Origin of the sequence: Streptococcus oralis, assembly GCF_901543815.1 — a bacterium.
GTDB lineage: Bacteria > Bacillota > Bacilli > Lactobacillales > Streptococcaceae > Streptococcus > Streptococcus oralis_CM.
This window is the reverse complement of record NZ_CABEIU010000002.1, coordinates 665,429-689,422: the sequence shown is the minus strand read 5'-3', so window position 1 is coordinate 689,422 and position 23,994 is coordinate 665,429. Positions and strand designations below refer to the sequence as shown.

The following is a 23,994-nucleotide window of genomic DNA, read 5'->3' as shown; positions in this document are numbered from 1 at the left end:
CTTAGTCACCTAATCCGCTAAAGTCAACTTTAGGAACTGCCTTTTCCTCTTCAGGTGTTTGAAGGAAGTCTGCAGCTTTAAAGCCAAATAGTCCCGCGATGATGTTACTTGGGAAGCTTTCAAGTTTTACATTGTAGTTGCTGACAACACTGTTGTAGAGTTGGCGAGAATATGAAATTTTATTTTCTGTATTAGTCAACTCTTCTTGCAATTTGATAAAGTTAGCACTAGCCTTCAACTCTGGGTAATTCTCTGCTACTGCAAAGATACCAGAAATCTGGCGGGTAAGGGCATCACTGGCCTTCATAGCTTCAGCTGGTGACGTTGCTGCGGCTACTTGTCTACGAAGTTCTGTCACTTTTTCCAAAGTAGAACCTTCATATTTCGCATAGCCTTTGACTGTTTCAATCAAGTTTGGGAGGAGATCATTACGACGCTTCAACTGAACATCGATCTGGCTCCAAGCCTCCTTGGTCTGCATACGATTCTTAACCAAACCGTTATAGCTAACAATCACAAAAATAACAATCAGAGCCAAAACTCCAAGAATAATCCAAGTCATAATCTTATTCCTTTCTGCTTTTAGATTAATACCAGTATATCAAAATTTTAATGATTGTGGTAAAATAAGATGATACTAGAGAAGGAAACTACTATGAAACCAGAAACATTTTACAGCCTACTAGCTGAGCAAAATCTTCCACTTTCGGACCAGCAAAAGAAACAATTTGAACGTTATTTTGAACTCTTGGTCGAGTGGAATGAAAAGATTAATTTGACCGCTATTACAGACAAGGAAGAAGTTTACCTCAAACATTTTTATGATTCGATTGCACCCATCCTGCAAGGCATGATTTCAAATGAAACTATCAAACTTCTTGATATCGGGGCTGGGGCAGGATTTCCTAGTCTGCCCATGAAAATCCTCTACCCTCAGCTAGATGTGACCATCATTGATTCGCTCAATAAGCGCATCAACTTCCTTCAGCTTTTGGCTCAGGAGTTGGATTTGGATGGTGTTCACTTCTACCATGGACGCGCTGAAGACTTTGCCCAAGACAAGAACTTCCGTGCTCATTTTGATATGGTGACGGCTCGTGCGGTTGCTCGCATGCAGATCTTGTCTGAGCTGACCATTCCCTATCTTAAAGTCGGCGGAAAACTATTGGCACTCAAGGCCAGCAATGCTCCTGAGGAATTGCTAGAAGCCAAGAATGCCCTCAACCTCCTCTTTAGTAAGGTAGAGGACAACCTCAGCTATGCCCTGCCAAATGGAGATCCACGCTATATCACAGTCGTCGAAAAGAAAAAGGAGACGCCTAACAAGTACCCAAGAAAGGCTGGCATGCCCAACAAACGCCCTCTTTAATCCTATCAATAGCGCGCCCTTGTTTAAAGTTGAGTAAAAATGATTTACAAAATCATTTCTCGCTCTTACATTTCTAGGCTCGGGAAAAAATGATTTACAAAATCTGCCTCGCTCTTTTATTTCTAGACTCGGGAAAAATTCGTTTACAAAACGAATTTTTTCTGCTATACTATCCTAAGCAAAGGTTTTTAATGTCATCCTGTGAGGTGACGAAGACGCGGATATATATGAAGTTCTTTAAGAATGGAATAATCTATTTTAAAGAAGTCTTACTCTGAGAGCCTGTTGCTGTAAAATAATGGGCTCTTTTTTGATGCCCAAAAGTGAGGTTTATATGAAACAAGAATCAACTGTTGATTTGTTACTAGACGTTGACCAACGTCCTTCAGCTGGAAAAGGAATTCTCCTTAGTTTCCAACACGTTTTCGCCATGTTCGGTGCGACCATCTTGGTACCATTGATTTTGGGAATGCCTGTATCTGTTGCCCTTTTTGCTTCAGGTGTTGGAACACTCATCTACATGATTTCAACTGGGTTTAAAGTTCCAGTTTATCTAGGTTCTTCATTTGCCTTTATCACAGCTATGTCACTGGCTATGAAAGAAATGGGTGGGGATGTATCTGCTGCCCAAACAGGGGTGATCTTGACTGGTTTGGTCTACGTCCTTGTTGCTGCTGGTGTTCGTTTTGCAGGTACAAAATGGATTGATAAACTCTTACCACCAATCATTATCGGACCCATGATTATTGTTATTGGTCTTGGACTGGCAAATTCAGCTGTTACGAACGCTGGACTTGTAGCAGATGGAAATTGGAAAAATGCACTTGTAGCTGTCGTAACTTTCTTGATTGCTGCCTTTATCAATACAAAAGGAAAAGGCTTCCTTCGTATTATTCCTTTCCTCTTCGCCATCATCGGTGGTTATATCTTCGCTATGATACTTGGTTTGGTTGACTTTACACCAGTCCTAGAAGCTAACTGGTTTGAAATCCCTGGTTTCTACTTACCATTTAGTACAGGCGGAGCCTTTAAAGAGTACAACCTCTACTTTGGTCCTGAAACAATCGCTATCTTGCCAATCGCTATCGTAACCATTTCAGAACACATCGGTGACCATACCGTTCTAAGCCAAATCTGTGGCCGTCAATTCTTGAAAGAGCCAGGTCTTCACCGTACACTTCTCGGTGACGGTATCGCAACATCTGTATCTGCCTTCCTCGGTGGGCCAGCTAATACGACTTACGGTGAAAATACAGGGGTTATCGGGATGACCCGTATCGCTTCTGTCTCAGTTATCCGTAACGCAGCCTTTATCGCAATCGCGCTCAGCTTCCTAGGTAAATTTACTGCCTTGATTTCAACTATTCCAAATGCTGTGCTTGGTGGTATGTCCATCCTTCTCTACGGGGTTATCGCCAGCAACGGTTTGAAAGTCTTGATCAAAGAACGCGTTGACTTCAGTCAAATGCGTAACCTCATCATTGCTAGTGCTATGTTGGTACTCGGACTTGGTGGTGCCATCCTCAAAGTAGGACCAGTTACGCTTTCAGGTACTGCTCTATCAGCCATGACAGGAATCATCTTAAACTTGATTTTGCCACACGAAAATAAAGACTAATCATCTATACACACAAAATCCACTCAGTTGAGTGGATTTTTCTGATTCTTACCTTCCCCAAGCAATCAGGAGATACATGAGACTAGACCCAAACATGTCTGCCAGAGCATGCATGAGGAAAAATGGCAAAAGATTTTTAACCTTATACTTGTATAGAAAATAATAAAATAAACCATAAACTACACCAATAACCAGTGCCCACACCAATCCTTGATAAGTGTGAAAAGAAATCCGAATGAGGGTAGAATAAAACAAAACCCGCCACTTGTGCTTTTCTTTCACTGAGGTCAACAACCCTAGAAAGAAAAACTCTTCATAGAAGCCATTTAGCAAGGCATAGGCAATTGCCATCGGACTAAGCGCTAGGAACTTCCGTATAACTTCCATGGGATCTATGTGGGCAAAAAGGGCTGGATTAAAGTAATTGTATTCACCAGTTAGTGTCGTCACCAAGTCTCCAAACAATCCCACAATGGCAAATATAAATGGAACCCAAAAGAGAAGGGACCAGGTCCAACGAATAGGAAGCTGATTGAAATCATAATTCCGAATCAAAAGGTAAAGCAAGGCCAAGGTCAGAAATATCACTTGCAGAGTGAAGTTGCTCGAATAGGCTGCTCCTTCGCCGACAGTATTACTTGCCGTATCCATTGTAGTTGACAAACCTGTCGGAAACATACTTGATAAAAAGAGCTCCGCTGAACGAATGATAAACAGGCCAAACATTAGAACTGTGATAATCAAAATGTCAAACCATCTCAAGTAGCGCAAGGGCTTAGTTGGGTGAATGCTTTGTAAAATTTTCATATCTCCTCCTTCTAGCAGTTAAAGATTGGTTTATTGTAAGAAAAGAAACTTAAAATTTTATAAAATTCCACTCCCATTCCTTATCCGTAATCAATATTTCGATAGGATATTCAAACCAACCACTTTTTACGAGTAACTAGTTTCTCATTCAACCTTCTGTTTGTTTTCTATCAACAAATCTTTCAAAGAAATGATGGTTACCGCAAGTAAAATCATGGCCATACCAACAAAATCAATCGCGTAGAATTGCTCCTTCATAATCAGAAAGGCAAAGAAAACGGCTGAAATTGGCTCTATGGAAGCCAATAAACTAGACTTAACTGGTCCTATCAGACTAGCTCCTTTTAGAAAAGCGGTGTAGGCGAAGACTGTTCCGATGATGATAATGCCAGCAAATGCAAAGAGAAAATCCAAGCTGGTCGGTATGCTAGCCTGCAAAACTCCTGTGAAGGGAAGAGCCACAACACCAGAAATAACCATGCCCACACCAATCACCAACATGCTTCCCCATTTCTTAATCAAAGTAATAGGAAGAATGATATAAAGGGCATAGGTCAAGGCAGAAAAGAGTCCCCAGAAAAGACCAGCAGGTGTGACAGACAACTGGTCAAGTTCCCCATGAGTCGCGATAAAAAAAGTCCCTCCGATTGCTAAAACAATCGAAACAATCTCAGCCAGTGTTGGTGCCACCCTATCCTTGATACAAGTATAAATCAAGATTCCAACAGGACATACATACTGGAGAACCGTAGCCGTTCCAGCATTGGTTTCCTGAATGGCAGAAAGATAGGCAAACTGGTTTAAGAAAAGTCCGAAAACTGCAAATAGCAACAGAAGTAGTAGACTTTTTTTATCTTTTAAAAAAGAAAGGAGTTTATCCTTTGCAGTCGCATAGGATAAGAATACCAGTGCCAATCCTGCTATGATGAGTCGCAAATTAGTCAAGACTAGAGCGGAAATCCCATGTGCCATCAGGTATTGGCCACTGGTTCCAGACAAGCCCCAAGCAATCCCTGCAACTACTGTGAATAGCGTTCCTTTTACGGTTTTTGACATGCTTTCTCCCTACTCTCCCCTACGAATCATATCCATGACTTGGTTTCGATCGATTATCCACTGAGCACGCTCATCCTTCTCATACGTTCGATTGGATAAAAAGATAGCGGCTTCCTGTTTATCTCGATTCCACATGATGAAGGTACCTGTATAGCCTGTATGGTCTAGCCAAGCCCCCTCCAAATTCCAGGCTAGGGACCGCTCCTTATCATCTAAGGGTGAAAAATTGCGGATCAAATCTGCAGCAAAATCATCTTTCAAGTAATGTTCCAGAAAGATTTGCAAATCCTTAACAGTTGAAAACAAACCTGCACTTCCTGCGTGTTTGCCCAAAAGACGAGCTTTGGGATCGTGGATGTTTCCGGCTTCCACTCCTCTCACTGTTGGTACAGCATGCTCTACGGGGCCAAACTTGGTTTCCGTCATTCCCCATGGGTTCAAAACTTGTTCTTCTATAATCTGATCCAAGTCTTGTTCAAAGATTTTTTCCAAAAGAAAGCCCAAGAGTAAAAAGTGAACATCCGAGTATAGAAAAGCAGACTGATTTCGTCTGTTGAGGTGAAACATGGCTTCTTTTAATTCAGGAGCTGTCAAGAGATCCCGATTGGGAATAAAGGGATCTAAGTCTGTAGCATGGGTCAGAAGTTTACGGATAGTGATATCTGGGTAATCACACTCAGGCAGAAAATCCGTCACTGGTCGGTCAATATCTAATATGCCCTGCTGCCACAAGAAGGTAAGAACCGTCCCTACTCCCACAACCTTACTCACACTGGCTAGGTCATAGACTAGCCCGGACTCTGTTTTCAAGCCCCGTTCTGGATCACTCAAGCCCAGATAAGACTCTTTCCATTCACCATCCTTATAATACGCAAAAGAGGCCCCGGGATAGACCCCTGCCTCAATTTGATCTTCTATTTTTCTTAGAATTTTTTCCAACTTCATGCTTCTTCAAACCACAATTCGATATTATTGGTATCTTTACCAAGGAAGAATTTTTCAGACTTGGGAACAAAATAGCCTGTCTTTTCGAATTTATGACGAAGACTGGTTAAATCAAAATTCTTTACTAAAAATTTCAGCATAGACAAGTCCCAGGTAACATTGTTTTCAACAGTCAAATCTGGACCTTGCCCTTTAGTAAAGATAATTGCTGGCGCTACTCCTTCAGGATCAAGTAAACTCTCTGCCCCTTCAGGTAAACGTAACTCCATAGAAACCTCAAATTGGCTCACGTATTTTATACTTGTATTTGAATAAAATTCAGGAACAGTTTCCAGTGGAACCAAGTCTCTTATATCATTTTCCGCATGAACAAGGATCACATCCTCTTCAGGAGAAACAATCTCAAAAGCATACCCTCGGTTTCCTTTAAATAGACGAGGAAGAGACTTCATTTGAGAAAGAAGGGCCTCGATTTCAGAAGGATTTTCAACCTTTATCAAGAGTCTAGCTAGCTTCTTAAGTCCTTCAACTCTGCGTGTTCGCATGCTTGGAGCCTCTTCTAAAATCAATCTCTCCGTACCTGTCTGATCACCTAAGGAAAGAAAGGCAGACTCTTCCAGCAAAGGTTTCATCCTCAAGGTTTCAATGTAAAATTTTTCATTTAATTTTCGATTATTAACTTTCAAAGTCGGAACGATCCGAACAATCTCATTCACATTCATAAATTCCTCCAACTCTTTTATTTTAAAGGATTTTCGAATATTTTACAAGCCATATCTATTTTATTTAGAAATTTTACAAGAAAAAAACTGGGTTTCCCCAGTTTCGTTTCTTATAGGTAAAGTAGTTTGAATAGTGCTACTGCCGCAATACCCGCTGCAATTGGAGCTACAACTGGAACCCATGCATACCACCATTTTGAATCACCCTTGTGTTGACCAAGAACTGATTTTGGAAGGAGTTCGTGAAGAAGACGTGGTCCGAAGTCACGAGCTGGGTTTAAACCAGGTCCAGTAGGTCCACCAAGTGAAGTTACCAAGGCCATCACTAGGAAACCAAGCCCTAAATGAGCTACTGAAAGACCTGCTGCTGTGTGTGGTGCTACTTGAGCTTTTACTGCCAATTCACCTAAGTCAACAGTTTGACCAGCTTGAGTAGCCATTTGTTTCATGTATTGAAGAACCTCAGCACCGAAGAAGTTTTTAGTCATTCCTAGGGCTGCAAAGAACAGAATAAACGAACCAACAAACTCATTGATAAAACCATTTACACTTGCTGCGAAACGTGATTCTTTTGTACCGTGATCGACACTTGAAATCGTTGAGAAAGTACCCAAAATGTTATTAGAATTCTCTGTTTTCAAGTAGTAAGGACGGTGAGTTGCAACAACCATAGCTTGACCAAAAATCGCTCCTAAAACTTGCGCAAGGATGTAAAACGGTACTTGTTCCCAAGGGAAAAGTCCACTCACAGCAAGTCCAAGTGTGAAGGCTGGGTTGATGTGGTTACCTGATACGTTACCGAACATCAAGGCTGGGATCATAACCCCCATACCATAACCAACCGCGATAACGAGCCAGCCACTTTGGTGACCTTTCGTACCTTTAAGTTCAACGTTAGCAACTGCACCATTACCAAGAATGATCAAAATAGCAGTTCCCAAGAATTCTGTGGCATATTTAATAGCCCATGTAAAATCCATTTGATAGATTCTCCTTAAATTTTTTTAGACAATCCTTATTCTATCAATTTTTAGGCCTTTTAGCAACCGATTTTCTAAAAGAATATCTGGAAAACGCTTTATTTAACTTATCTTTAAGAAAAGGACAAAAGAAGTCAAACTCCTTTTGTCCTAATCGTTATTCTTGACGCTGACCAAAATCTGCAATCATCTGCTCCATCTCTTGGCGACTCGGAGTGGTCAGCATATAAAGGTAGTCCCCTTGTAGCTCTGCAAAGGCTGCTGGCATGATTTTTTTGACCTTGAATTGCTGGCTGTATTTGGCAAGAAGGTCCTCTTCTGAATAAACATAGTTGGCATTGGCACGACGTGATGTAGCTAGACAGTATTGAGGTTCAAACTCCGATGTTGGAAACCCCTCACCTGCGACGATAGCTGCATAGCCACGATAGAGGTCCAAGGAGTGAGCGAAGTTATAAACATCAATGGTAAAACCACCTGCAGGACGATTGTTGTACTCAATGGCGATATAGTCATCTCCCTCACGGAAGAATTCGATATGGAAAAAACGCTCCTTCATGCCAAATTCTTTGACAATGGCTTCACCATACTTGCGCAGTTTGGGATCCATATCCTTGAGCACATAGTAGGAATTGTCCATCTTATAAATCATGAGATCAAGTGGTGTATGGGCATAATCGAAAGTCGTTGAAAAGACGATGTTGCCATCCTTGTCTACAAGCCCGTCAAAGGTACAGATTTCGCTAGAAGTGACAAATTTTTCAAAGAAATAAACGGTTGAATGGTCCCATTCAGCCTTGAAGTGATTTACATCTTCTTCTGTCTCAAGCTTAAAGGTTGCTGCCGCTCCCACTCCGTTATCAGGTTTGGCAATCATTGGTAGACCGATTTCTTTCACTGCTTTATCCACATCTACTTCCGTCTGGATAACAGCTCCAGGTACCACAGGGACACCTGCTTTTTTGAAAAGTTTCTTCATCTCAGACTTATATTTGGTCTTTTTGAGATCCTCGGGTTTGGCACCAAAGACATTGAATTGTTCTCTAAGTGCTGCGTCTAGCTCAAGCCAGTATTCATTGTGTGACTCGATGCGGTCAATTGGACCATGCTTGTAGAAAAGAAAGGCAACGGCACGCTTGACTTCGTCTATATTCTCAAGATTGTCTACACGAAAATACTCAGTTAGGCTATTGCGCAAAGGTTCATCTAGTTGTTCGTAAGGCTCCTGACCAATTCCCAAGACTGTGATGCCTTTATTAGCTAACTCGATTGTAAACTGTTGAAAGTTTTGCGGATAGTAGGGAGAAATAACAAGGTAATTCATAGGCAACTCCTTTTATAGATACAGGTGTCCAAGAAAATAGGGCATTTGTTTACGCCACCATTCCCAGTCGTGGGCGACATCGTGTCCCCATTCAGCAAACCAGGCTGGAATTTGTTTCTGGTCAAAGGCTTCTTTAAGCTTGTAGAAAGATGGTAGACCATCTTGTTCCCAGGCACCGAGGCCCGTACAAACGACAATCTCCGCCTGACGGTAACGATCGATAAACCAGCCGTCATTCTGATTCCAGATATAATCTACTGGCGAGTTTTGGTAAATGGCATCGTCATTGTAGTAATCTCCAACGAAGAAACGCGCGTCGTAAACACCGCTGAGAGCAATCACCTTGGTAAAGACATCTGGATGCTGGAGGAAGAAATTGAGTGCATGGTAGGCCCCCATCGAGCAACCTGTCGTCATCATACCATCAAACCAACCTGTCTTATGCTTGATAAAAGGAATGCCCTCCTCAATCACATAGCGTTCGTAGGCACGATGCATCTCTGCCTGGTCATGACTATTTTTCCAAGTAGCCAGCCAGCTCTCACTGTCAACACTGGAGAGAGTAAAAAATTGGACACGACCTTCTTCGATAAAGGAAGCACAGGCGTCTATCATGCCAAAATCATAGTATTCATTGTGACTGCCACCAGATGAAGCAAAAACCACAACTGGAATCCCAGCATGCCCATAACGGTTGAGATACATTTCACGGTTGAGGTGGCCACTCCAGTGGCTAAGGTTTTCAATATGCATTGGCTTTCTCCTTTCCTAACTTACCATTTCTCCGCAAAAAATCGGAGACAGTCTGGTAAATTTTCCGACCATGGAATTTCACTATGGATGGCACCAGACTGAACTTTTAAGACAAGATTATCCAAGTGTACTCCACCTGCAATCAAATCATGGTAATAGCGAAGCGATGAGTCAATATAGGCTTGCTTGATATTACCAGCCATCAGGGTCTTGTCCGTATCATCCGCTTCTTCCGTTCCAACATAGATAAAAATGCGCTGTTCAGGCGACAGTTTCTTACGCTCGATATAGCGGTTAAAGGCTTCTTGGTGGAGCCAGTTAGCAGATGAAAAGACACCTAGACAACCAATTCGATCTTGGTACTCTAGTCCGATAAACTGGGTGATATTGCCTCCTAGCGACGAACCAATCATAGCCGTGTGCTGGCGATCAGCTTTGGTACGATAGGTTTCATCGATAAAAGGCTTGACCACCTCCATGACAAACTCAGCATACTCCACACCCTTACCACCAAACTGCTGGCCTGGGATAGGAGATTCTTGAAATTTCCAAGCTGCGTATTCATTCATCCGTCCCATACCATCATTATCTATGGCAACGACAATCATGCGACTGATATCAGGATTTCGCTTAATGGCTGGAATAATCTTCCAAGAGTGTCCGATATAGGACTCCTTGCTGTAAAAGACATTTTGCCCGTCATGAAAATAAACAACAGGGTAAAAACGGTCTGTGTCCTTCTCGTAGTCCTTTGGCAGGAGCACACGCACACGACGCTCCTTTCCTATATAAGGAACCTTGAGTTTGTGTTCTTTCATTTTTAAGTAAAAGTAGGAATGATTCATTGTCAGAAAACTCTCTATATTCAAAATTTTATCTCATTATACCATAAAAATAGAAAAAAAGTCAGTAATTGTCCATTTTAAGGATAAATAACTAACTTTTCTCACTTAATATTCTGAATTCTTCTGGATTTTCTGATTAGAGGAGATTGTCAATTAACTCATCGACAGCATCTTTTTCAGCCTGAGGTGTAATCTCAGTGATCATGATACCAGCCACTGCTCGCTCAACCAAGCCTTCAACATCCATGCGTTTTTCATACTGCTCTGCATTCTCTATCTTAGGATTGGTCTTAGGACAATCAGGCGCAAAAATAGTACAGCAGTCCTCAAAAGGCTGAATAGAAATTTCAAAGGTATCGATTTTCTGCGCGATGTCAATGATTTCCAACTTGTCCATAGTAACCACGGGACGAATGATTGGAGTGCTAGTCACAGCGTTGATAGTCTGCATGCTTTCCAAGGTCTGGCTGGCTACTTGACCAAGACTTTCCCCATTGATGATAACTAAACCATTTCGTACCTCACGGATACGGTCGGTAATGCGCATCATAAAACGACGCGTCAAGGTCATGAGGTAGGCTTCTGGCGCCTTAGCCTTGATTTCCTCTTGAATCTCTGTAAAAGGCACCTCAATAAACTGGATATTGCCCCCAAACTTGGTCAATTTCCGAGTCAAATCGTGGGCTTTCTTGAGGGCACCAGGACTTGTGTATGGCGGGCTAGCAAAGTGGACGGCTTCAATATCTACCCCACGTTTAAGAGCTAGATAACCTGCTACAGGTGAGTCAATCCCTCCTGACAACATGAGCATGCCTTTACCAGAACTTCCCACAGGTAATCCTCCTGCTCCACGAAAGGTTTCATAGGAAAGATAGGCAGCCTCTTCACGAATCTCAACCTGAAGATTAATATCTGGATTTTTCATCTGAGCTTGTACGTTTGGAATAGCCTCGAAAACAGCTCCACCAAGAGTTTGATTCAGTTCACGACTATCTAATTCAAAGTTGTGGTCGCTACGCTTACTAGTGATTTTAAAGGTCATCCCTTCCTTGTAGATTTCCTTCATAATCTCTTGGACAGCAGACTTCAGAACGTCCACTGACTTTTCAATCTTATACACAGGAGAAAAGTTTTGAATCCCAAAGACTTGTTTGAGCGATTCTGCAACTGCTGTATAATCAGCTCCATTGAGGTAAGCGTGGGCACGGTCGCGATCTGCGGTTACCTTAACTTGGGGATAGATGGACAAAACGTCCGAAATATTATTACGAAGTTTATTGATGAAACGCATACGATTTTTGTGTTTGGTTGATAATTCTCCGTAACGAATCATAATTTCTGAATACTGCATAAATGCTCCTATCTTACTTTTCTAGTTTGATTGTAAATTAATTTTAGCTTGGTCAAAAACTGCTCGACCTGACTCATATCATTTTCCAAGTCTAGGCTTAGACGCACAGCTGACTGGGCCTTATCCTTGTCCACTCCCATTGCAATCAAGGTCCCCGCAGGTTTTCCTGCCTTGGACGAACAAGCAGAGGTTGTGGAAATGAAAATGTCATAGTCTTCAAAAGCGTGAACAATGACTTCACCACGAACACCTTTAATCCCAAAAGTCAGGATATGAGGGGCAAAGTCTTCCTCATCTGAAAAGACAAAAATATCTGGATAATCCAGAAGGGCTTGACGAATGACTGCCTTCATCTGCCCTGTCTTACTAGCAAAGATATCTAACTTTTCCATAGATAAACGGAGAGCTTTGGCTGTCGCTGCAATCCCTGCCACATTTTCAGTTGTCGAACGAGAGTCTCGCTCCTGACCACCACCAGTTAAAAGAGGCGTAATCTTCTTACCAGACTTGATATAGACAAATCCAACACCTCTGACACCATGAAACTTATGACTTGAGAAGGTCGCAAAATCCACTCGATCCGTCAAGTATTTTTCAGTCGAAATCTTAGCAAGTGCCTGAACCGCATCAACATGGAAGGAAATGGTCGGCTTATCTGCTAACAGTTTCGAAATATCCTCAATAGGCTGGATAGAGCCGATTTCATTGTTAACTGCCATAATGGAGACGAGAGTCGTATCAGGTCGTATCAAATCCTCCAGAGCCTCAACATCCACAAATCCTCTGCTATCAACTGGAGCAATATCCACCTTAAAACCTTGACTTTTCAGCCAGAGGGCTGACTCCTTGACTGCTGGATGCTCAATAGCTGATACGATGATGTGCTTGCCAAACTGGGATTTTTCAAAGGCCACACCCTTGATGACCCAGTTATCTCCTTCTGTACCACCTGAGGTAAAGAAGATTTCATCACTCTTCTTCCCAATCAAATCTGCAATTTGCTGCCGGGAAGCATCTAAAATTCGTGTTGCCTGATCTCCCAAACGATGGAGACTAGACGGATTTCCTACAATTTTTGAAGCGACCTGCATATAGGTCTCAAGAGCTTCAGGATAGGGCTTAGTTGTCGCTGAATTATCAAAGTAGATCATGTTTTCTCACGCTTTCTAAAATCACTCCTTCTATTTTATCATGAAACGAAGCTTACGACAAGAAAGGGAAGTTTCTCTTTTTTTAAGATTTTTTTAAAGAAATGAGGTATAATAAATCATAATCAAAGGAGAGTATCATGTCTAACTATCGTAGAACTTCAAAACCAAAAACAGAACACATCAAAAAGGGATTCACTGTCTTTCAAAAAACGATTGCTACCATCGGTAGTATCCTTGGTCTCATCACCGCTACTATTACCATCATGAACGCCATGGATAATAACAAAAACAACAAAAAAGAACCGACGACAACTCAAACAACTGTTGTCAAAGAAATCCAAAAGGAATCGCCTCAGGAAAATACTACACCTAACAAGGACAACACTTCTACTAAAGAAAATACCCCGCAAGAAGAAACTTCTCAATCCAACAAGAAAGAGGAGAAAAAAGAAGAGCAGAAAACAACAACTCAGGACTCTTCTACAGCTCCTACAAACAAAGAAACAAGCGATAGCGGTACACAGTCAAATACGACGAATTCTGAAACTAAAACGAACCAGTAATCACAAAAATAACTTCTTTCCAAATTTGGAAAGAAGCTGTTTTTTTATTGTTGCAATACTTTTCGTGGTTTGGTTCCTTCAGCTGGACCGATGACACCTGCCAGTTCGAGTTCTTCCATCAGGCGGGTCGCACGGTTAAATCCAACCGACAAACGACGCTGAATCATCGAAGCGCTAGCTTTCTGGGTTTCGATAACTAGAGCCTTGGCTTCTTCAAAAAGCGGATCGCCACCAGCTTCACCATCAGAGAAATCTCCTTCATTTTCAGAAACCTCACCTGGGTCAAAACTCTCATCATAGTCCGCATCAGCCTGAGCCTTGATAAAGTTTACGATGCGTTCAACATCATCATCCGAGATAAAGGATCCTTGCAGGCGGACTGGATGATTTTCATCAATTGGTTTAAAGAGCATGTCTCCTCGACCAAGCAGTTTTTCAGCTCCATTCTCATCCAAGATAGTTCGTGAATCTGTACCTGAGGATACAGCAAAAGCCACACGGGATGGAACATTGGCCTTGATAAGGCCAGAAATGACATCGACTGATGGACGTTGCGTTGCGAGAATCATGTGAATTCCTGCGGCACGCGCCTTCTGCCCGAGACGAATGATGGCATCTTCCACTTCCTTGCTGGCCACCATCATAAGGTCAGCCAACTCGTCCACAATGACAACAATCAAAGGCAGTGGTACTTGTTTGTACTCAGACTGGCTATTAAATTCCTCGACCTTAGCATTGTAACCAGCGATATTTCGCACACCAACCTTAGCAAAGAGTTCATAACGGTTTTCCATCTCATCCACGACCTTTTGGAGAGCCTTGCTGGCCTTGCGTGGATTGGTCACAACTGGAATCAAGAGATGGGGAATATCATTGTAAACAGACAACTCAACCATCTTTGGATCCACCATCATAAACTTGACTTGGTCAGGTCTTGCTTTCATCAGAATGCTAGCGATAATACCGTTAACTGCGACTGACTTCCCTGATCCCGTTGAACCTGCAACAAGTAAGTGGGGCATTTTGGAAAGGTCAAAGGTGCGAGCAGTTCCATTGACAGCCTTACCCAGAGGAATTTCGAGGAGATTTTCTGGTTTTGTTTGAGACTGTTCCCAGAGTTCTCGGAAGGAAACAGTCGCGATTTCTGAGTTAGGAACCTCAATGCCGACTAAGGATTTACCAGGTATTGGTGCCTCAATCCGGACGTCCTTGGCCGCCAAAGCTAGCGCTAAGTCGTCAGCCAAGTTAGAAATGCGATTAACTCGGACTCCCACTGCTGGCTTGACTTCATACTTGGTAACAGATGGACCGATTTCAGCCCGTTCCACCGTTACCTTGATACCAAAGCTAGCAAAGGTTTCTTCTAGGATTTTGATATTTTCTCGAACAATCTTCTTTTCCTTGGACTGATCTTTGGGTTTATCTGGCGCAAAGAGTTGCAAGCTTGGCAGTTTATATTCAAGGGCTTCTTTGGCAGAAAAATCAACCTGCACCTCTTCATCCTCAAAATCTTCTTTCTCGTCTGGAACTTCAACGTCAGCCTGAGGGAGGATAATCTCCGGTTCAGTCCATTCTTTTTCAGGAATTGGTGGAAGATCATAGTCTGGAACTTCTGGTAAGATTTCTCCAGTTTCAGGATCTACAGGAGGAAGCGGTAGTGCATCCTGTTCTTCTTGTTCTCTCTGAATTCTGGCTGCTTCTTCAGCCTCTTTTCGAGCCTTCTCTTCTTCTCTCTTGATGAAGCGTTCCTGTTTTCTCTGTTCCTGTTTTTCCATGAAGGATCTGAACTGAGCTCCAATAAAGGCTGCGACATCATAAATAGACCAAGGACTAACCAAGAGTGCCCCAACTAGAATCAAAAGAACTCCAATAAAGTATGATCCGATATTTGAGAAAAGAAAGGCTATGGGGATATAAAGTCCAACACCAAGCAAGCCTCCACCAGCAAAGCTCGTCACACGCATACCAGTCAGGTCCGTCATAACTTGAGCCAAGGTTCCTTTTAAAACTGACTGCTCCAAGCCATATTTCCATACCAAGTAGGCCTCAAAAATCAAGAGCAAGCCAGCGAAGATACAGAGAAATCCTGACAGAAGTCCCTCTTTCTTGCGTATCCATTTAAAAAGAAAAAGATAGATGAGGAGGGCACCTATAGCCACGTAGGCCAAACTTCCGACCACCAGTCGAATGAGATTATAAAGAGTAATACCCGCCGCACCAAGTTTGAGGGCTGCAATAATCAACAATAAGGCAATTCCTAAGGAAATCAGCATCCTCTGGATAGCCTGTTTTCTTTCGAGTTCTGCTTTAGACGGTCTCCGTCTTGTTTTTGTAGTATTCTTGTTTGCCATTCTTCTATTATAACATATTTCACAGCCATTTCGAACAGAGAAAAAGATTGCACCAAAGGGTACAATCTTTCTATTTTGATACTTTTTTATGCTTGTGGTTTGCGTAGGTAACCATAAACCACACCGCTTACGATTGCTCCAATCAAGACAAAGACTAGGTAAAGTAGGGCATTTGAAGTTAGAGCGATAACGAAGATTCCTCCGTGTGGCGCCATGAGTTTGATTCCTGCAAGACCAACGAGTCCGCCTGCTACTGCAGAACCAAGGATGAAGCTAGGAATCGCACGAGCTGGGTCTGCTGCACCAAAAGGAATTGCTCCCTCAGTGATAAATGACAAGCCCATGATGATGTTTGTCAAACCAGAGTTACGTTCTTCTTTGGTAAATTTATCTTTGAAAAGAAGGGTTGCGACAAAGATAGCAAGTGGTGGCACCATTCCTCCAGCCATAACTGCTGCCATGGCTACAGAACCACCTGAAGAAACAGTTGCTGCAAGCGTACCTGTACCAAAGACATAGGCCGCTTTATTAACTGGACCACCCATATCAACAGCCATCATGCCACCAAGAACGATACCAAGAAGGACAGCTGAACCACCTCCAAGACCGCCTAGGAAGTCATTCATAGCAGTGTTAATTGCTGCCATCGGGATGTTAACAGCTAGCATGACAAATCCAGTCAAGATTGTTCCAAGAAGTGGCAAAAGAAGGATTGATTTAGCACCTTCAAGTGAACGAGGAACTTTAACGTATTTCTTGATAGCAAGAACCAAGGCACCTGCGATAAATCCACCAACAAGGGCACCTAGGAAACCAGATGAAACACCTGCAAGAGTTGAAGTTGCTTCACCACCTGCGGCATAAGGAATTTTACCAAAGGCAAAACCTTCTTTGGCAATTGCACCAGCAACGAAACCAGCTACCAAACCTGGTTTTTCAGCGATAGAGTAGGCAACATATCCTGCAAAGACTGGGAGCATCAAGCCAAAGGCTGCACCACCGATTTTCATGAACATAGAAGCTAGCTCATGGTAAGATCCGAGATTGCCAAGACTATCTTGTGGCACACCAAAAGCTCCGTCAATCAAGAAAGCAAGGGCAATCATAATGCCACCACCGATAACGAATGGCAACATTTGAGATACACCACTCATCAAGTGTTTGTAGAAGGCTCCACCGATACTTTGTTTTTCATTAGATGCCGCTGCAGTTTTTGCTCCATTAGCAGTACGATAAACTTCAGCATCTCCTGAAAGAGCCAAGTTGATCAGCTCTTCTGTCTTACGGATACCGTCTGCAACTGGACGGTTAATCAATGGTTTGCCATCGAAACGATCCATTTCTACTGCCTTATCTGCAGCGATGATAACAGCTTTAGCCTTGCGGATGTCCTCTGCAGTTAGTTGATTTCCAACACCGCTAGCACCATTGGTTTCAACCTTGATCCCAACACCCATTTCAGCAGCTACTTTTTGAAGGGCTTCTTGGGCCATGTAAGTGTGGGCAATACCTGTCGTACAAGCTGTAACAGCAACGATAAAGTCGCCAGATTCATTGGCAGGTGCTTGAACAGGCTCCTCAGCTTTTTCTGAAGCTTGGTCAAAAAGTTCGATAACTTGGTCTGCAGATGTTACTTGGCGAAGTTTGTCAGCAAAACCGTCTTTCATCAGGTATTGAGACAATTCTGCCAAGGCTGCCAAGTGAGTATCATTGGCACCTTCTGGAGCCGCAATCATGAAGAAGAGGTCGGTTGGTTGCCCATCCAAACTCTCATAGTCAACACCCTTGTTTGACTTTGCAAAGAGAACTGTTGCTTCTTTGACCGCAGAGTTTTTACTGTGGGGCATAGCAATTCCATCACCCAAACCAGTGGAAGTGAGAGCTTCACGCGCTAAAATTCCTTCTTTAAAGGTTTCAAAATCTGTCACGTAGCCGTGTTCCACCAAACTATGAATCATTTCATCGATAGCTGCTACTTTTTCAGTTGCCTGCAAATCTAGCAACATGACATCTTTTCTCAATAGGTCTTGAATTTTCATCGTTTTTCTACCTCAACTTTTTCATATGTTTCTTTAATAAATTCCACTGTTGCCAAGTCATCCGAGAAGGTAGTTGCTGTTCCACAAGCTACTCCCCATTTGAAGGCTTCTACTGCATCTTTCGATTTTACAAATTCACCTGTAAACCCAGCGACCATAGAGTCACCAGCTCCCACTGAATTTTTGACTGTTCCCTTGATTGGTTTGGCAAAGTAAGCTCCCTCAGATGTGACAAGGAGGGCACCATCACCTGCCATAGAGATGATGACATGCTGAGCACCTTTAGCCAGTAACTCACGCGCGTATTTCTCGATTTCATCTAAACTGTCGAGTTTCACTCCAAAGATAGCTCCTAGTTCGTGATTGTTTGGCTTCACCAAAAGTGGCTGGTAATCCAAACTATCAATCAAGGTCTGACCTTCAAAGTCACAAACTACTTGCGCACCTGTCTGACGGGTCAAGGCAATCAACTCCTTGTAGATGACATTGCCTAGATTTTTAGCACTTGAACCTGCAAAGACAACCGTATCATCTGCTGTCAGACTAGATAAAACAGCTTTCAACTCCTCCAACTGAGCAGGTTCAACATTGGGACCCCTTCCGTTGATTTCCGTTTCTTGGTCTGCTTTAATCTTAACATTGATGCGAGTATCTTCTGCTACTTGGACAAAACGAGTCTCAATCTCTTCTTTTGCCAGAGTATCTGTGATAAATTTACCAGTAAAACCTCCGATAAACCCGGTCGCTGTATTTGGAATACCCAAGCGTTTCAAAACACGACTGACATTGATTCCTTTCCCACCAGCAAACTTATCATCACTGTCCATTCGATTGACACTACCTACTTCTACTTTGTCTAAGCGGACGATATAGTCAATGGAAGGATTGAGTGTGACTGTATAAATCATACTTCTATTACCTCCGTTTTCTCCTTAATAGCCTGCAAGAGCTCATGCCCTTGACTTGTGATAACGATAGCGCGTTTAAGTGGTGCTACCTTGGCAAAGCAAGTTTGACCAATCTTTGACGAATCGACTAAGACATAGGTTTGTTTGGCATTCTCTAAAATAGCACGCTTAACGGCTCCCTCCTCCATATCAGGAGTCGTATAATAACCATCGTCCACACCATTCATCCCGATAAAGGCACGGTCAAAGTGCAATTGATTGATTTGGTTAAGAGCAACGCCCCCGATACATGCATCTGTTGCCATTTTGACACTTCCTCCAACCATGACAGTCGGAATCTGTTTTTCAACCAACTGAACCGCATGATGAATGGAGTTGGTCACAACTGTAATATTCTTATTAACCAATTCCTTGATTAAAAAAGCAGTTGTCGTTCCAGCATCGATAAAGATAACATCTTGTTCCTTGATAAGAGAGGCTGCTTTCTGAGCCAGTAGCTTCTTCTCTTGAAGGTTTTTGACAGATTTTTCTTGGATGGTTTCTTCTTCCTGCAAGGAGTGGGGTAATTCTGCTCCACCATGCACACGGCGAAGCTTGTTTTCCGCCTCCAACTCGTCCAAATCTCTTCGTACTGTTGATTCTGATGTTTCTAATAGACTAACCAATTTTTCTAGGGAAACTACATGATGTTGATTTAACTCTTCTAAAATCAGTTGCTTCCGCTCAGTTTTTAACACCAAATCACCTCCTGTTATCGTTTACACTATTCATTCTAGCACATTCTCTACCAAAGTCAAGCATTTTTTGTCATTTTCTTTCAAATTCTATCAGTTTTCTTAATTCCAAAATTTTTATTGCAAGATAAGTGGCTTTATGGTAGACTATTTGAGTAAGTATTGGAAGATTACTCAAGAGGCTTAAGAGGCCGTGTTGGAAACGCGGTAGGCGTGTAACAGCGTGCGTGGGTTCGAATCCCATGTCTTCCGTAGAAAAACCAAAACGATTTCTAGGATACGACATCTGTTGTATCCTTTTTTGTATTCCTTTTTTAAAAACAGTGTTCAGAAGATTTTTACCAACTGCAAAAAGAACTCCTTTTGTAACTCCTTTTTTCGCAAAAGAATGCCAAGGAATACCAAAGACAAAAATAAAAAACGTTGATTTAACAACGTTTTACCAAGGATGCGAAAGAATGCAAAGGAATAATGGAGCCGGTGGGAGTCGAACCCACGTCCAAACATCTGCCAACATATTTGTCTACAACCATAGGTTATGTATTGTTTTAACAGTCCCTCGACACATAACTCAAGCCTAGAAACTGCGAGTCTATTAATCTCTTATCAAACCACTAGACAAGGCTTGATCGTATCTCGCTAATCATAAGACCTGTCATTGAACACGAGCAATCCAAATCGGGTCACGCCTGCTGGTTTTTAGGCAGCTAGAGCGTAAGAAGTGTTATTTTTTGCAGTTATATTTAACTGAGCGTTTACGTCGCCACACGGGTTGCAAAATATGCCTCATAATGCCTGTCGAATCCGTAACGACCCCAAAAGACAATAAAACCATTATACCTTATCTAAATCAAAAATGCAAAATTAAGTCGATTCTTTAGAAAAGATATGTTTTCAAGGCTTCTGATAGGGCTTGATAACCGGCTACACTTAGATGGAGGCCATCCGTTGTATAGGCTGATTGAAGCTGTCCTTCTGAATCTGTCAAACTATCATAAACAGGCACAAAATCTACCTGCATATAGGCAGATGCTAGAGCTTCATAGGCCTGATTCCACTCCCTAATCTTTTCATTGGTACGAATATAAACTGTCTGCTTGTATTCTTTTCCTTCATTGACTGGCAGAATAGAAACAAGCTTTATTTGTGACAACGGATAATCCCGGATAATCGATTGAATCACACGCTCAAGATTATCCAAAGCATCATTCATGGAAACATCTTTTCCAATATCATTTGTCCCAATTAGGAGAACAATTTGATCCACAGCATCACCATAAAGATGGGCATCAAGATTCTCTAGCAAAAGTCCCGTCTGGTAACCTCGGATGCCTCGATTGACAATCGTCTTTGCAGTCCCAAACAACTCTTGCAGAGGGTAATATTCCACTATCGAATCTCCGATAAAGATGATATCTGGCTCTAGAACCGACACTTGATTCAATTCACGATACTTGGTTTGAATTTTTTCCTGCTCCTTTAAGAGCCAATTCTCTAATAACTGTACTGCCACCCTATCCCTCTTTCTCTAACCAATTCTCTAGAACTTGATAAACACCCGCCTGGCTGTTAGCTGGTGCTAGGGCAGTCGCAACTGCCTTGACCTCATCAGCTGCATTTTCCATGGCATAGCCAATTCCAGCCAGTTCTAACATTTCGACATCGTTTTCACTATCACCAAAGGCCATGATTTGTTCCGATTTCAAATTCCAGCGCTTGAGTAATTCTTCCAATCCCCATGCCTTGTGAATACCAGTTTGGAGGATGTCAATACACCCATAACCGCTAGAAACGGCTCTTATATGACCATTAAAGAGGTCATTGATTTCCTGCAAAACAGAACTAGAGCGTTCTTCACCAACAACCATACTCATCTTTAACACTCCACCGAAGAGGTCAGCTTGCAAGTCTTCCACAAAATTCATTCGTTGATAAAATTTTTCAATCATCTCTGGTGTCATAAATTTTTCTAGGTCTGTAAAAACAGTCCCTTTCTTGACAAAACCACCCTTCATACCTGTTACGACAAACTGATCTCGGCACTCTCTCCCTTTAAAATGAACTAAAGCCTTGTCAACCATAGCATTATCCCAGATCTGTGCTTGAATCAGTTTATTATTTTCAAAAATACGCGCCCCATTGGCAACGACTAGGACAACTCTACTCGCCAAATGTTTAAGCAATTGTCTCATACGATGAACTTCATTCCCCGTCGCAATGACAAAACGGATATCCCTTTGATCCAGCTGATCTAAAATCTTTTCCAAGCGAGGCAGATCCAGCTGACCTCTCGGGTCTAGCAAGGTTCCATCCATGTCTGTTGCAATTAATTTAATCGTCATCCTATCTCCTTTAGGGTGAGCACCTACCACTTCAACCCTACATGTTCATTCATTTCTTTATAGGCCGTGTCAATGCGTTCCTTGGTCGCCTCGTCCAACTTGTCACGGTAACTGCCTCCCTCAATAAAGTCCTCTAGGATATAGGTCTGATAGAGGAAGAGCGGATAGCCTTCTGGAGAGTAAGTTCCTTTGGGTGTCCGATTAACCCAAGTTGGATGCGCTTTAGCAGTTTCAATCCTTGTCTTGCCATCTTTTTTCTTAATGGTCACATCCATGAGAACTCCTCGCTCCGTCCACTTGGCATTTTCCTCGTCTTGCATGGTTTCAATGCGTTGGTTTGAGAGGAAATTTCCCATGGAATAGATGATCAATTTTTTGTCACCATCTTTTTCAACTGTTTCAGCAGGTTCAACGACGTGAGGATGCCCTCCAAAGATAATATCAGCTCCCCAGTCAATCATCTTGTGGTACAGTGTTTTCTGTTCTTCCGTTGGTTCTAGCTGGTACTCAATTCCCATCTGAGGCATGATGACAGTAATATCTGCTTCCTTCTCAGCACGCTCGATTTCTGCCTTCATCTTATCTTCATTCAGGTCAGAAAGATAGCGATTATAATCCTCTTGAGAGATATACTGCTCAATGCCATTAAAACCGTAAGAATAGGCTAGGAGAGCTACCTTGATACCATTGACTTCCTTGATAACTAGTGGAGCTTGGTCACGGGATTCATGTGTGTAAACTCCGATGGGTGTCATCCCTGCCTTTTCAATAGCTTCTGCTGTCGAAGCCACTCCCTCTATCTGAGAATCCAAAATATGATTGTGAGCCAAGTCTAGAACTTGGTAGCCTGCATCCTTGATCGCATCCATGACTTCCCCTGGTGCATTAAAAAGAGGATAGCCTGCCAAGTAGTGGTCTTTGTTCACCGTTCCTTCAAAATCACCAAGCACTAAATCTGCTTGCTTGAGCCATGGTTTTACATATTCAAAATTTTCGTGGAAATCGTAGCTACCATCTTCTTTCAGAGCTGTTCGGTAGATAGGAATATGGTAGAGAAGGTCACCATTTGCCATGATACGAGCTGTCGTTTCGGCAGACTGATTTTCCTTAGACTGACCAGACTTCTGAGCAGAATCAAGAGTTTGACTACTAGGACTTGTTGCCTTGTTGCCTTGTACTGCTCGAACTAATAAGTTTACCCCCATGGATAAGGAAACTGCAAGCAATAGCACAATAATAAACTGGGCATTGGTCCAGGATTTATAATTCCGAAAGAAATCCACACTAGTTCTCCACACCCCATAAAGAGTTCCCTGAGACCATCTATCTTGTCGCTTTTCCATCTTTATTCCCCCTTGCTTTTACTGCAAGTCTTTTCTTTTATTATACCACAGACAAAAGAGGAATACCGTTTATTATATTATTTTTTAGGAACTTCTGTGACTTTCTTTCTTGCCTATTTTGTGTTATCATGTAGAGGTAATGAAAGGAGAGAAAATGTCTGCTATAGAACGTATTACAAAAGCTGCTCATTTAATTAATATGAACGATATTATCCGTGAGGGGAACCCAACTTTACGCGCGGTTGCTGAGGAGGTCACTTTCCCACTGTCTGACCAGGAAATCATCCTTGGAGAAAAGATGATGCAATTCCTCAAACATTCTCAGGATCCCGTTATGGCTGAGAAAATGGGCTTGCGTGGTGGTGTTGGACTTGCTGCTCCCCAGCTGGATATCTCAAAACGCATAATTGCCGTCTTGGTCCCAAATATTGTAGAAGAAGGTGAAACTCCACAGGAAGCCTACGACCTGCAAGCTGTTATGTACAATCCAAAAATCGTATCACACTCAGTCCAAGATGCGGCTCTAGGCGAAGGCGAGGGATGCCTGTCTGTTGATCGTGTAGTTCCGGGCTATGTCGTTCGTCATGCTCGTGTAACGATTGACTATTTTGATAAGGACGGCGAAAAGCACCGTATCAAGCTCAAGGGTTACAACTCTATCGTTGTCCAACATGAAATTGATCACCTAAACGGAATCATGTTTTACGATCGTATCAATGAAAAAGATCCATTTGCTATTAAAGATGGTTTACTGATTCTGGAATAAAGAAAATCCCGTTGCAAGACGGGGTTT

Annotated in this window: 22 protein-coding genes, 1 tRNA gene and 1 other RNA gene; 5 read left to right on the top strand and 19 right to left on the bottom strand. The window is 42.4% G+C overall.

All coding sequences use genetic code 11. The annotated features are described in order from the left end of the window. Position 1 precedes the first annotated feature (1 nt). Positions 2 to 562, bottom strand: a complete 561-nt coding sequence (locus tag FQT28_RS03425) for a LemA family protein (protein WP_143989420.1) — start codon at positions 560 to 562, stop codon at positions 2 to 4. Between the two features lie 93 nt (positions 563 to 655). Here FQT28_RS03425 and rsmG point away from each other — a divergent pair, with 93 nt between their 5' ends. Then, complete coding sequence (rsmG, locus tag FQT28_RS03420; RefSeq protein ID WP_143989419.1) at positions 656 to 1,369, top strand: 16S rRNA (guanine(527)-N(7))-methyltransferase RsmG; 714 nt, start codon at positions 656 to 658, stop codon at positions 1,367 to 1,369. 334 nt (positions 1,370 to 1,703) lie between these two features. Further along, the gene (locus tag FQT28_RS03415) at positions 1,704 to 2,987 is read left to right on the top strand and encodes a uracil-xanthine permease family protein (RefSeq protein WP_185952349.1); all 1,284 of its coding nucleotides are present in this window, start codon (positions 1,704 to 1,706) and stop codon (positions 2,985 to 2,987) included. A gap of 48 nt (positions 2,988 to 3,035) precedes the next feature. Here the strand turns inward: FQT28_RS03415 and FQT28_RS03410 are convergent, their stop codons facing one another. From FQT28_RS03410 to FQT28_RS03365, 10 genes are all read right to left on the bottom strand, one after another. Next, positions 3,036 to 3,794 carry a CPBP family intramembrane glutamic endopeptidase gene (locus tag FQT28_RS03410; RefSeq protein ID WP_125450206.1) on the bottom strand — a complete coding sequence of 253 codons (759 nt, stop codon included), beginning with the start codon at positions 3,792 to 3,794 and terminating at the stop codon, positions 3,036 to 3,038. A gap of 144 nt (positions 3,795 to 3,938) precedes the next feature. Continuing rightward, positions 3,939 to 4,850, bottom strand: a complete 912-nt coding sequence (locus FQT28_RS03405; RefSeq protein WP_125450207.1) for a DMT family transporter — start codon at positions 4,848 to 4,850, stop codon at positions 3,939 to 3,941. A gap of 9 nt (positions 4,851 to 4,859) precedes the next feature. Next, positions 4,860 to 5,795 carry a serine hydrolase domain-containing protein gene (locus tag FQT28_RS03400; protein ID WP_125450208.1) on the bottom strand — a complete coding sequence of 312 codons (936 nt, stop codon included), beginning with the start codon at positions 5,793 to 5,795 and terminating at the stop codon, positions 4,860 to 4,862. Further along, the gene (locus tag FQT28_RS03395) at positions 5,792 to 6,517 is read right to left on the bottom strand and encodes a CppA N-terminal domain-containing protein (protein ID WP_125450209.1); all 726 of its coding nucleotides are present in this window, start codon (positions 6,515 to 6,517) and stop codon (positions 5,792 to 5,794) included. Before FQT28_RS03395 ends, FQT28_RS03400 begins: the two co-directional genes overlap by 4 nt. Positions 6,518 to 6,627: 110 nt before the next feature. Beyond that, a complete protein-coding gene (gla, locus tag FQT28_RS03390; RefSeq protein WP_143989417.1) occupies positions 6,628 to 7,497 on the bottom strand; it encodes an aquaglyceroporin Gla in 870 nt (289 codons plus the stop codon). Positions 7,498 to 7,654: 157 nt separating this feature from the next. Beyond that, positions 7,655 to 8,821 (bottom strand): ATP-grasp domain-containing protein, encoded by a 1,167-nt coding sequence (locus FQT28_RS03385; protein WP_038805023.1) that lies wholly within the window; start codon positions 8,819 to 8,821, stop codon positions 7,655 to 7,657. Between the two features lie 12 nt (positions 8,822 to 8,833). Next, entirely contained in the window at positions 8,834 to 9,574 is a 741-nt protein-coding gene (locus FQT28_RS03380) for an esterase family protein (RefSeq protein ID WP_038805022.1), read from the bottom strand. A gap of 20 nt (positions 9,575 to 9,594) precedes the next feature. Next, positions 9,595 to 10,419 carry an alpha/beta hydrolase gene (locus tag FQT28_RS03375; RefSeq protein WP_143989416.1) on the bottom strand — a complete coding sequence of 275 codons (825 nt, stop codon included), beginning with the start codon at positions 10,417 to 10,419 and terminating at the stop codon, positions 9,595 to 9,597. A 136-nt stretch (positions 10,420 to 10,555) separates the two neighbouring features. Next, positions 10,556 to 11,770: a tRNA uracil 4-sulfurtransferase ThiI gene (thiI, locus tag FQT28_RS03370; RefSeq protein WP_143989415.1), complete on the bottom strand. Its 1,215-nt coding sequence runs from the start codon at positions 11,768 to 11,770 to the stop codon at positions 10,556 to 10,558. Positions 11,771 to 11,778: 8 nt separating this feature from the next. After that, positions 11,779 to 12,921, bottom strand: coding sequence for a cysteine desulfurase family protein (locus FQT28_RS03365; protein ID WP_143989414.1), 1,143 nt, complete (start codon positions 12,919 to 12,921; stop codon positions 11,779 to 11,781). Positions 12,922 to 13,058: 137 nt separating this feature from the next. Between FQT28_RS03365 and FQT28_RS03360 the strand changes: the two genes are divergently transcribed. Further along, a complete protein-coding gene (locus tag FQT28_RS03360; RefSeq protein ID WP_143989413.1) occupies positions 13,059 to 13,484 on the top strand; it encodes a DUF6556 family protein in 426 nt (141 codons plus the stop codon). Positions 13,485 to 13,528: 44 nt separating this feature from the next. Here the strand turns inward: FQT28_RS03360 and FQT28_RS03355 are convergent, their stop codons facing one another. From FQT28_RS03355 to FQT28_RS03340, 4 genes are all read right to left on the bottom strand, one after another. Continuing rightward, on the bottom strand, positions 13,529 to 15,835 hold the full coding sequence (locus tag FQT28_RS03355; protein WP_143989412.1) for a DNA translocase FtsK: 2,307 nt from the start codon (positions 15,833 to 15,835) through the stop codon (positions 13,529 to 13,531). 86 nt (positions 15,836 to 15,921) lie between these two features. Continuing rightward, positions 15,922 to 17,874 carry a PTS fructose transporter subunit IIABC gene (locus FQT28_RS03350; protein WP_143989411.1) on the bottom strand — a complete coding sequence of 651 codons (1,953 nt, stop codon included), beginning with the start codon at positions 17,872 to 17,874 and terminating at the stop codon, positions 15,922 to 15,924. Then, the gene (pfkB, locus tag FQT28_RS03345; protein ID WP_143989410.1) at positions 17,871 to 18,782 is read right to left on the bottom strand and encodes a 1-phosphofructokinase; all 912 of its coding nucleotides are present in this window, start codon (positions 18,780 to 18,782) and stop codon (positions 17,871 to 17,873) included. The genes FQT28_RS03350 and pfkB overlap by 4 nt, the downstream gene beginning before the upstream one ends. Continuing rightward, the gene (locus tag FQT28_RS03340; RefSeq protein WP_042767735.1) at positions 18,779 to 19,519 is read right to left on the bottom strand and encodes a DeoR/GlpR family DNA-binding transcription regulator; all 741 of its coding nucleotides are present in this window, start codon (positions 19,517 to 19,519) and stop codon (positions 18,779 to 18,781) included. The genes pfkB and FQT28_RS03340 overlap by 4 nt, the downstream gene beginning before the upstream one ends. Before the next feature lie 161 nt (positions 19,520 to 19,680). Here FQT28_RS03340 and FQT28_RS03335 point away from each other — a divergent pair. Next, positions 19,681 to 19,768, top strand: a tRNA-Ser gene (locus tag FQT28_RS03335). A gap of 217 nt (positions 19,769 to 19,985) precedes the next feature. On the opposite strand, the gene ssrA is transcribed toward FQT28_RS03335, so the two are convergent. From ssrA to FQT28_RS03315, 4 genes are all read right to left on the bottom strand, one after another. Next, positions 19,986 to 20,333: a transfer-messenger RNA gene (gene ssrA, locus FQT28_RS03330) on the bottom strand. 60 nt (positions 20,334 to 20,393) lie between these two features. After that, on the bottom strand, positions 20,394 to 21,029 hold the full coding sequence (locus FQT28_RS03325) for an SGNH/GDSL hydrolase family protein (protein ID WP_143989409.1): 636 nt from the start codon (positions 21,027 to 21,029) through the stop codon (positions 20,394 to 20,396). A 1-nt stretch (position 21,030) separates the two neighbouring features. After that, on the bottom strand, positions 21,031 to 21,858 hold the full coding sequence (locus tag FQT28_RS03320; protein WP_143989408.1) for an HAD family hydrolase: 828 nt from the start codon (positions 21,856 to 21,858) through the stop codon (positions 21,031 to 21,033). A gap of 23 nt (positions 21,859 to 21,881) precedes the next feature. Beyond that, entirely contained in the window at positions 21,882 to 23,201 is a 1,320-nt protein-coding gene (locus FQT28_RS03315; protein ID WP_143989407.1) for a CapA family protein, read from the bottom strand. A gap of 154 nt (positions 23,202 to 23,355) precedes the next feature. On the opposite strand from FQT28_RS03315, the gene def reads away from it, so the two are divergent. Continuing rightward, positions 23,356 to 23,967: a peptide deformylase gene (gene def, locus FQT28_RS03310; RefSeq protein WP_143989406.1), complete on the top strand. Its 612-nt coding sequence runs from the start codon at positions 23,356 to 23,358 to the stop codon at positions 23,965 to 23,967. Positions 23,968 to 23,994: the final 27 nt, after the last annotated feature.

Bases quoted from the DNA above. Each gene is read 5' to 3' on its own strand.
- FQT28_RS03425 (WP_143989420.1), bottom strand. From the start codon at position 562: ATGACTTGGATTATTCTTGGAGTTTTGGCTCTGATTGTTATTTTTGTG.
- rsmG (WP_143989419.1), top strand. From the start codon at position 656: ATGAAACCAGAAACATTTTACAGCCTACTAGCTGAGCAAAATCTTCCA.
- FQT28_RS03415 (WP_185952349.1), top strand. From the start codon at position 1,704: ATGAAACAAGAATCAACTGTTGATTTGTTACTAGACGTTGACCAACGT.
- FQT28_RS03410 (WP_125450206.1), bottom strand. From the start codon at position 3,794: ATGAAAATTTTACAAAGCATTCACCCAACTAAGCCCTTGCGCTACTTG.
- FQT28_RS03405 (WP_125450207.1), bottom strand. From the start codon at position 4,850: ATGTCAAAAACCGTAAAAGGAACGCTATTCACAGTAGTTGCAGGGATT.
- FQT28_RS03400 (WP_125450208.1), bottom strand. From the start codon at position 5,795: ATGAAGTTGGAAAAAATTCTAAGAAAAATAGAAGATCAAATTGAGGCA.
- FQT28_RS03395 (WP_125450209.1), bottom strand. From the start codon at position 6,517: ATGAATGTGAATGAGATTGTTCGGATCGTTCCGACTTTGAAAGTTAAT.
- gla (WP_143989417.1), bottom strand. From the start codon at position 7,497: ATGGATTTTACATGGGCTATTAAATATGCCACAGAATTCTTGGGAACT.
- FQT28_RS03385 (WP_038805023.1), bottom strand. From the start codon at position 8,821: ATGAATTACCTTGTTATTTCTCCCTACTATCCGCAAAACTTTCAACAG.
- FQT28_RS03380 (WP_038805022.1), bottom strand. From the start codon at position 9,574: ATGCATATTGAAAACCTTAGCCACTGGAGTGGCCACCTCAACCGTGAA.
- FQT28_RS03375 (WP_143989416.1), bottom strand. From the start codon at position 10,419: ATGAATCATTCCTACTTTTACTTAAAAATGAAAGAACACAAACTCAAG.
- thiI (WP_143989415.1), bottom strand. From the start codon at position 11,770: ATGCAGTATTCAGAAATTATGATTCGTTACGGAGAATTATCAACCAAA.
- FQT28_RS03365 (WP_143989414.1), bottom strand. From the start codon at position 12,921: ATGATCTACTTTGATAATTCAGCGACAACTAAGCCCTATCCTGAAGCT.
- FQT28_RS03360 (WP_143989413.1), top strand. From the start codon at position 13,059: ATGTCTAACTATCGTAGAACTTCAAAACCAAAAACAGAACACATCAAA.
- FQT28_RS03355 (WP_143989412.1), bottom strand. From the start codon at position 15,835: ATGGCAAACAAGAATACTACAAAAACAAGACGGAGACCGTCTAAAGCA.
- FQT28_RS03350 (WP_143989411.1), bottom strand. From the start codon at position 17,874: ATGAAAATTCAAGACCTATTGAGAAAAGATGTCATGTTGCTAGATTTG.
- pfkB (WP_143989410.1), bottom strand. From the start codon at position 18,782: ATGATTTATACAGTCACACTCAATCCTTCCATTGACTATATCGTCCGC.
- FQT28_RS03320 (WP_143989408.1), bottom strand. From the start codon at position 21,858: ATGACGATTAAATTAATTGCAACAGACATGGATGGAACCTTGCTAGAC.
- FQT28_RS03315 (WP_143989407.1), bottom strand. From the start codon at position 23,201: ATGGAAAAGCGACAAGATAGATGGTCTCAGGGAACTCTTTATGGGGTG.
- def (WP_143989406.1), top strand. From the start codon at position 23,356: ATGTCTGCTATAGAACGTATTACAAAAGCTGCTCATTTAATTAATATG.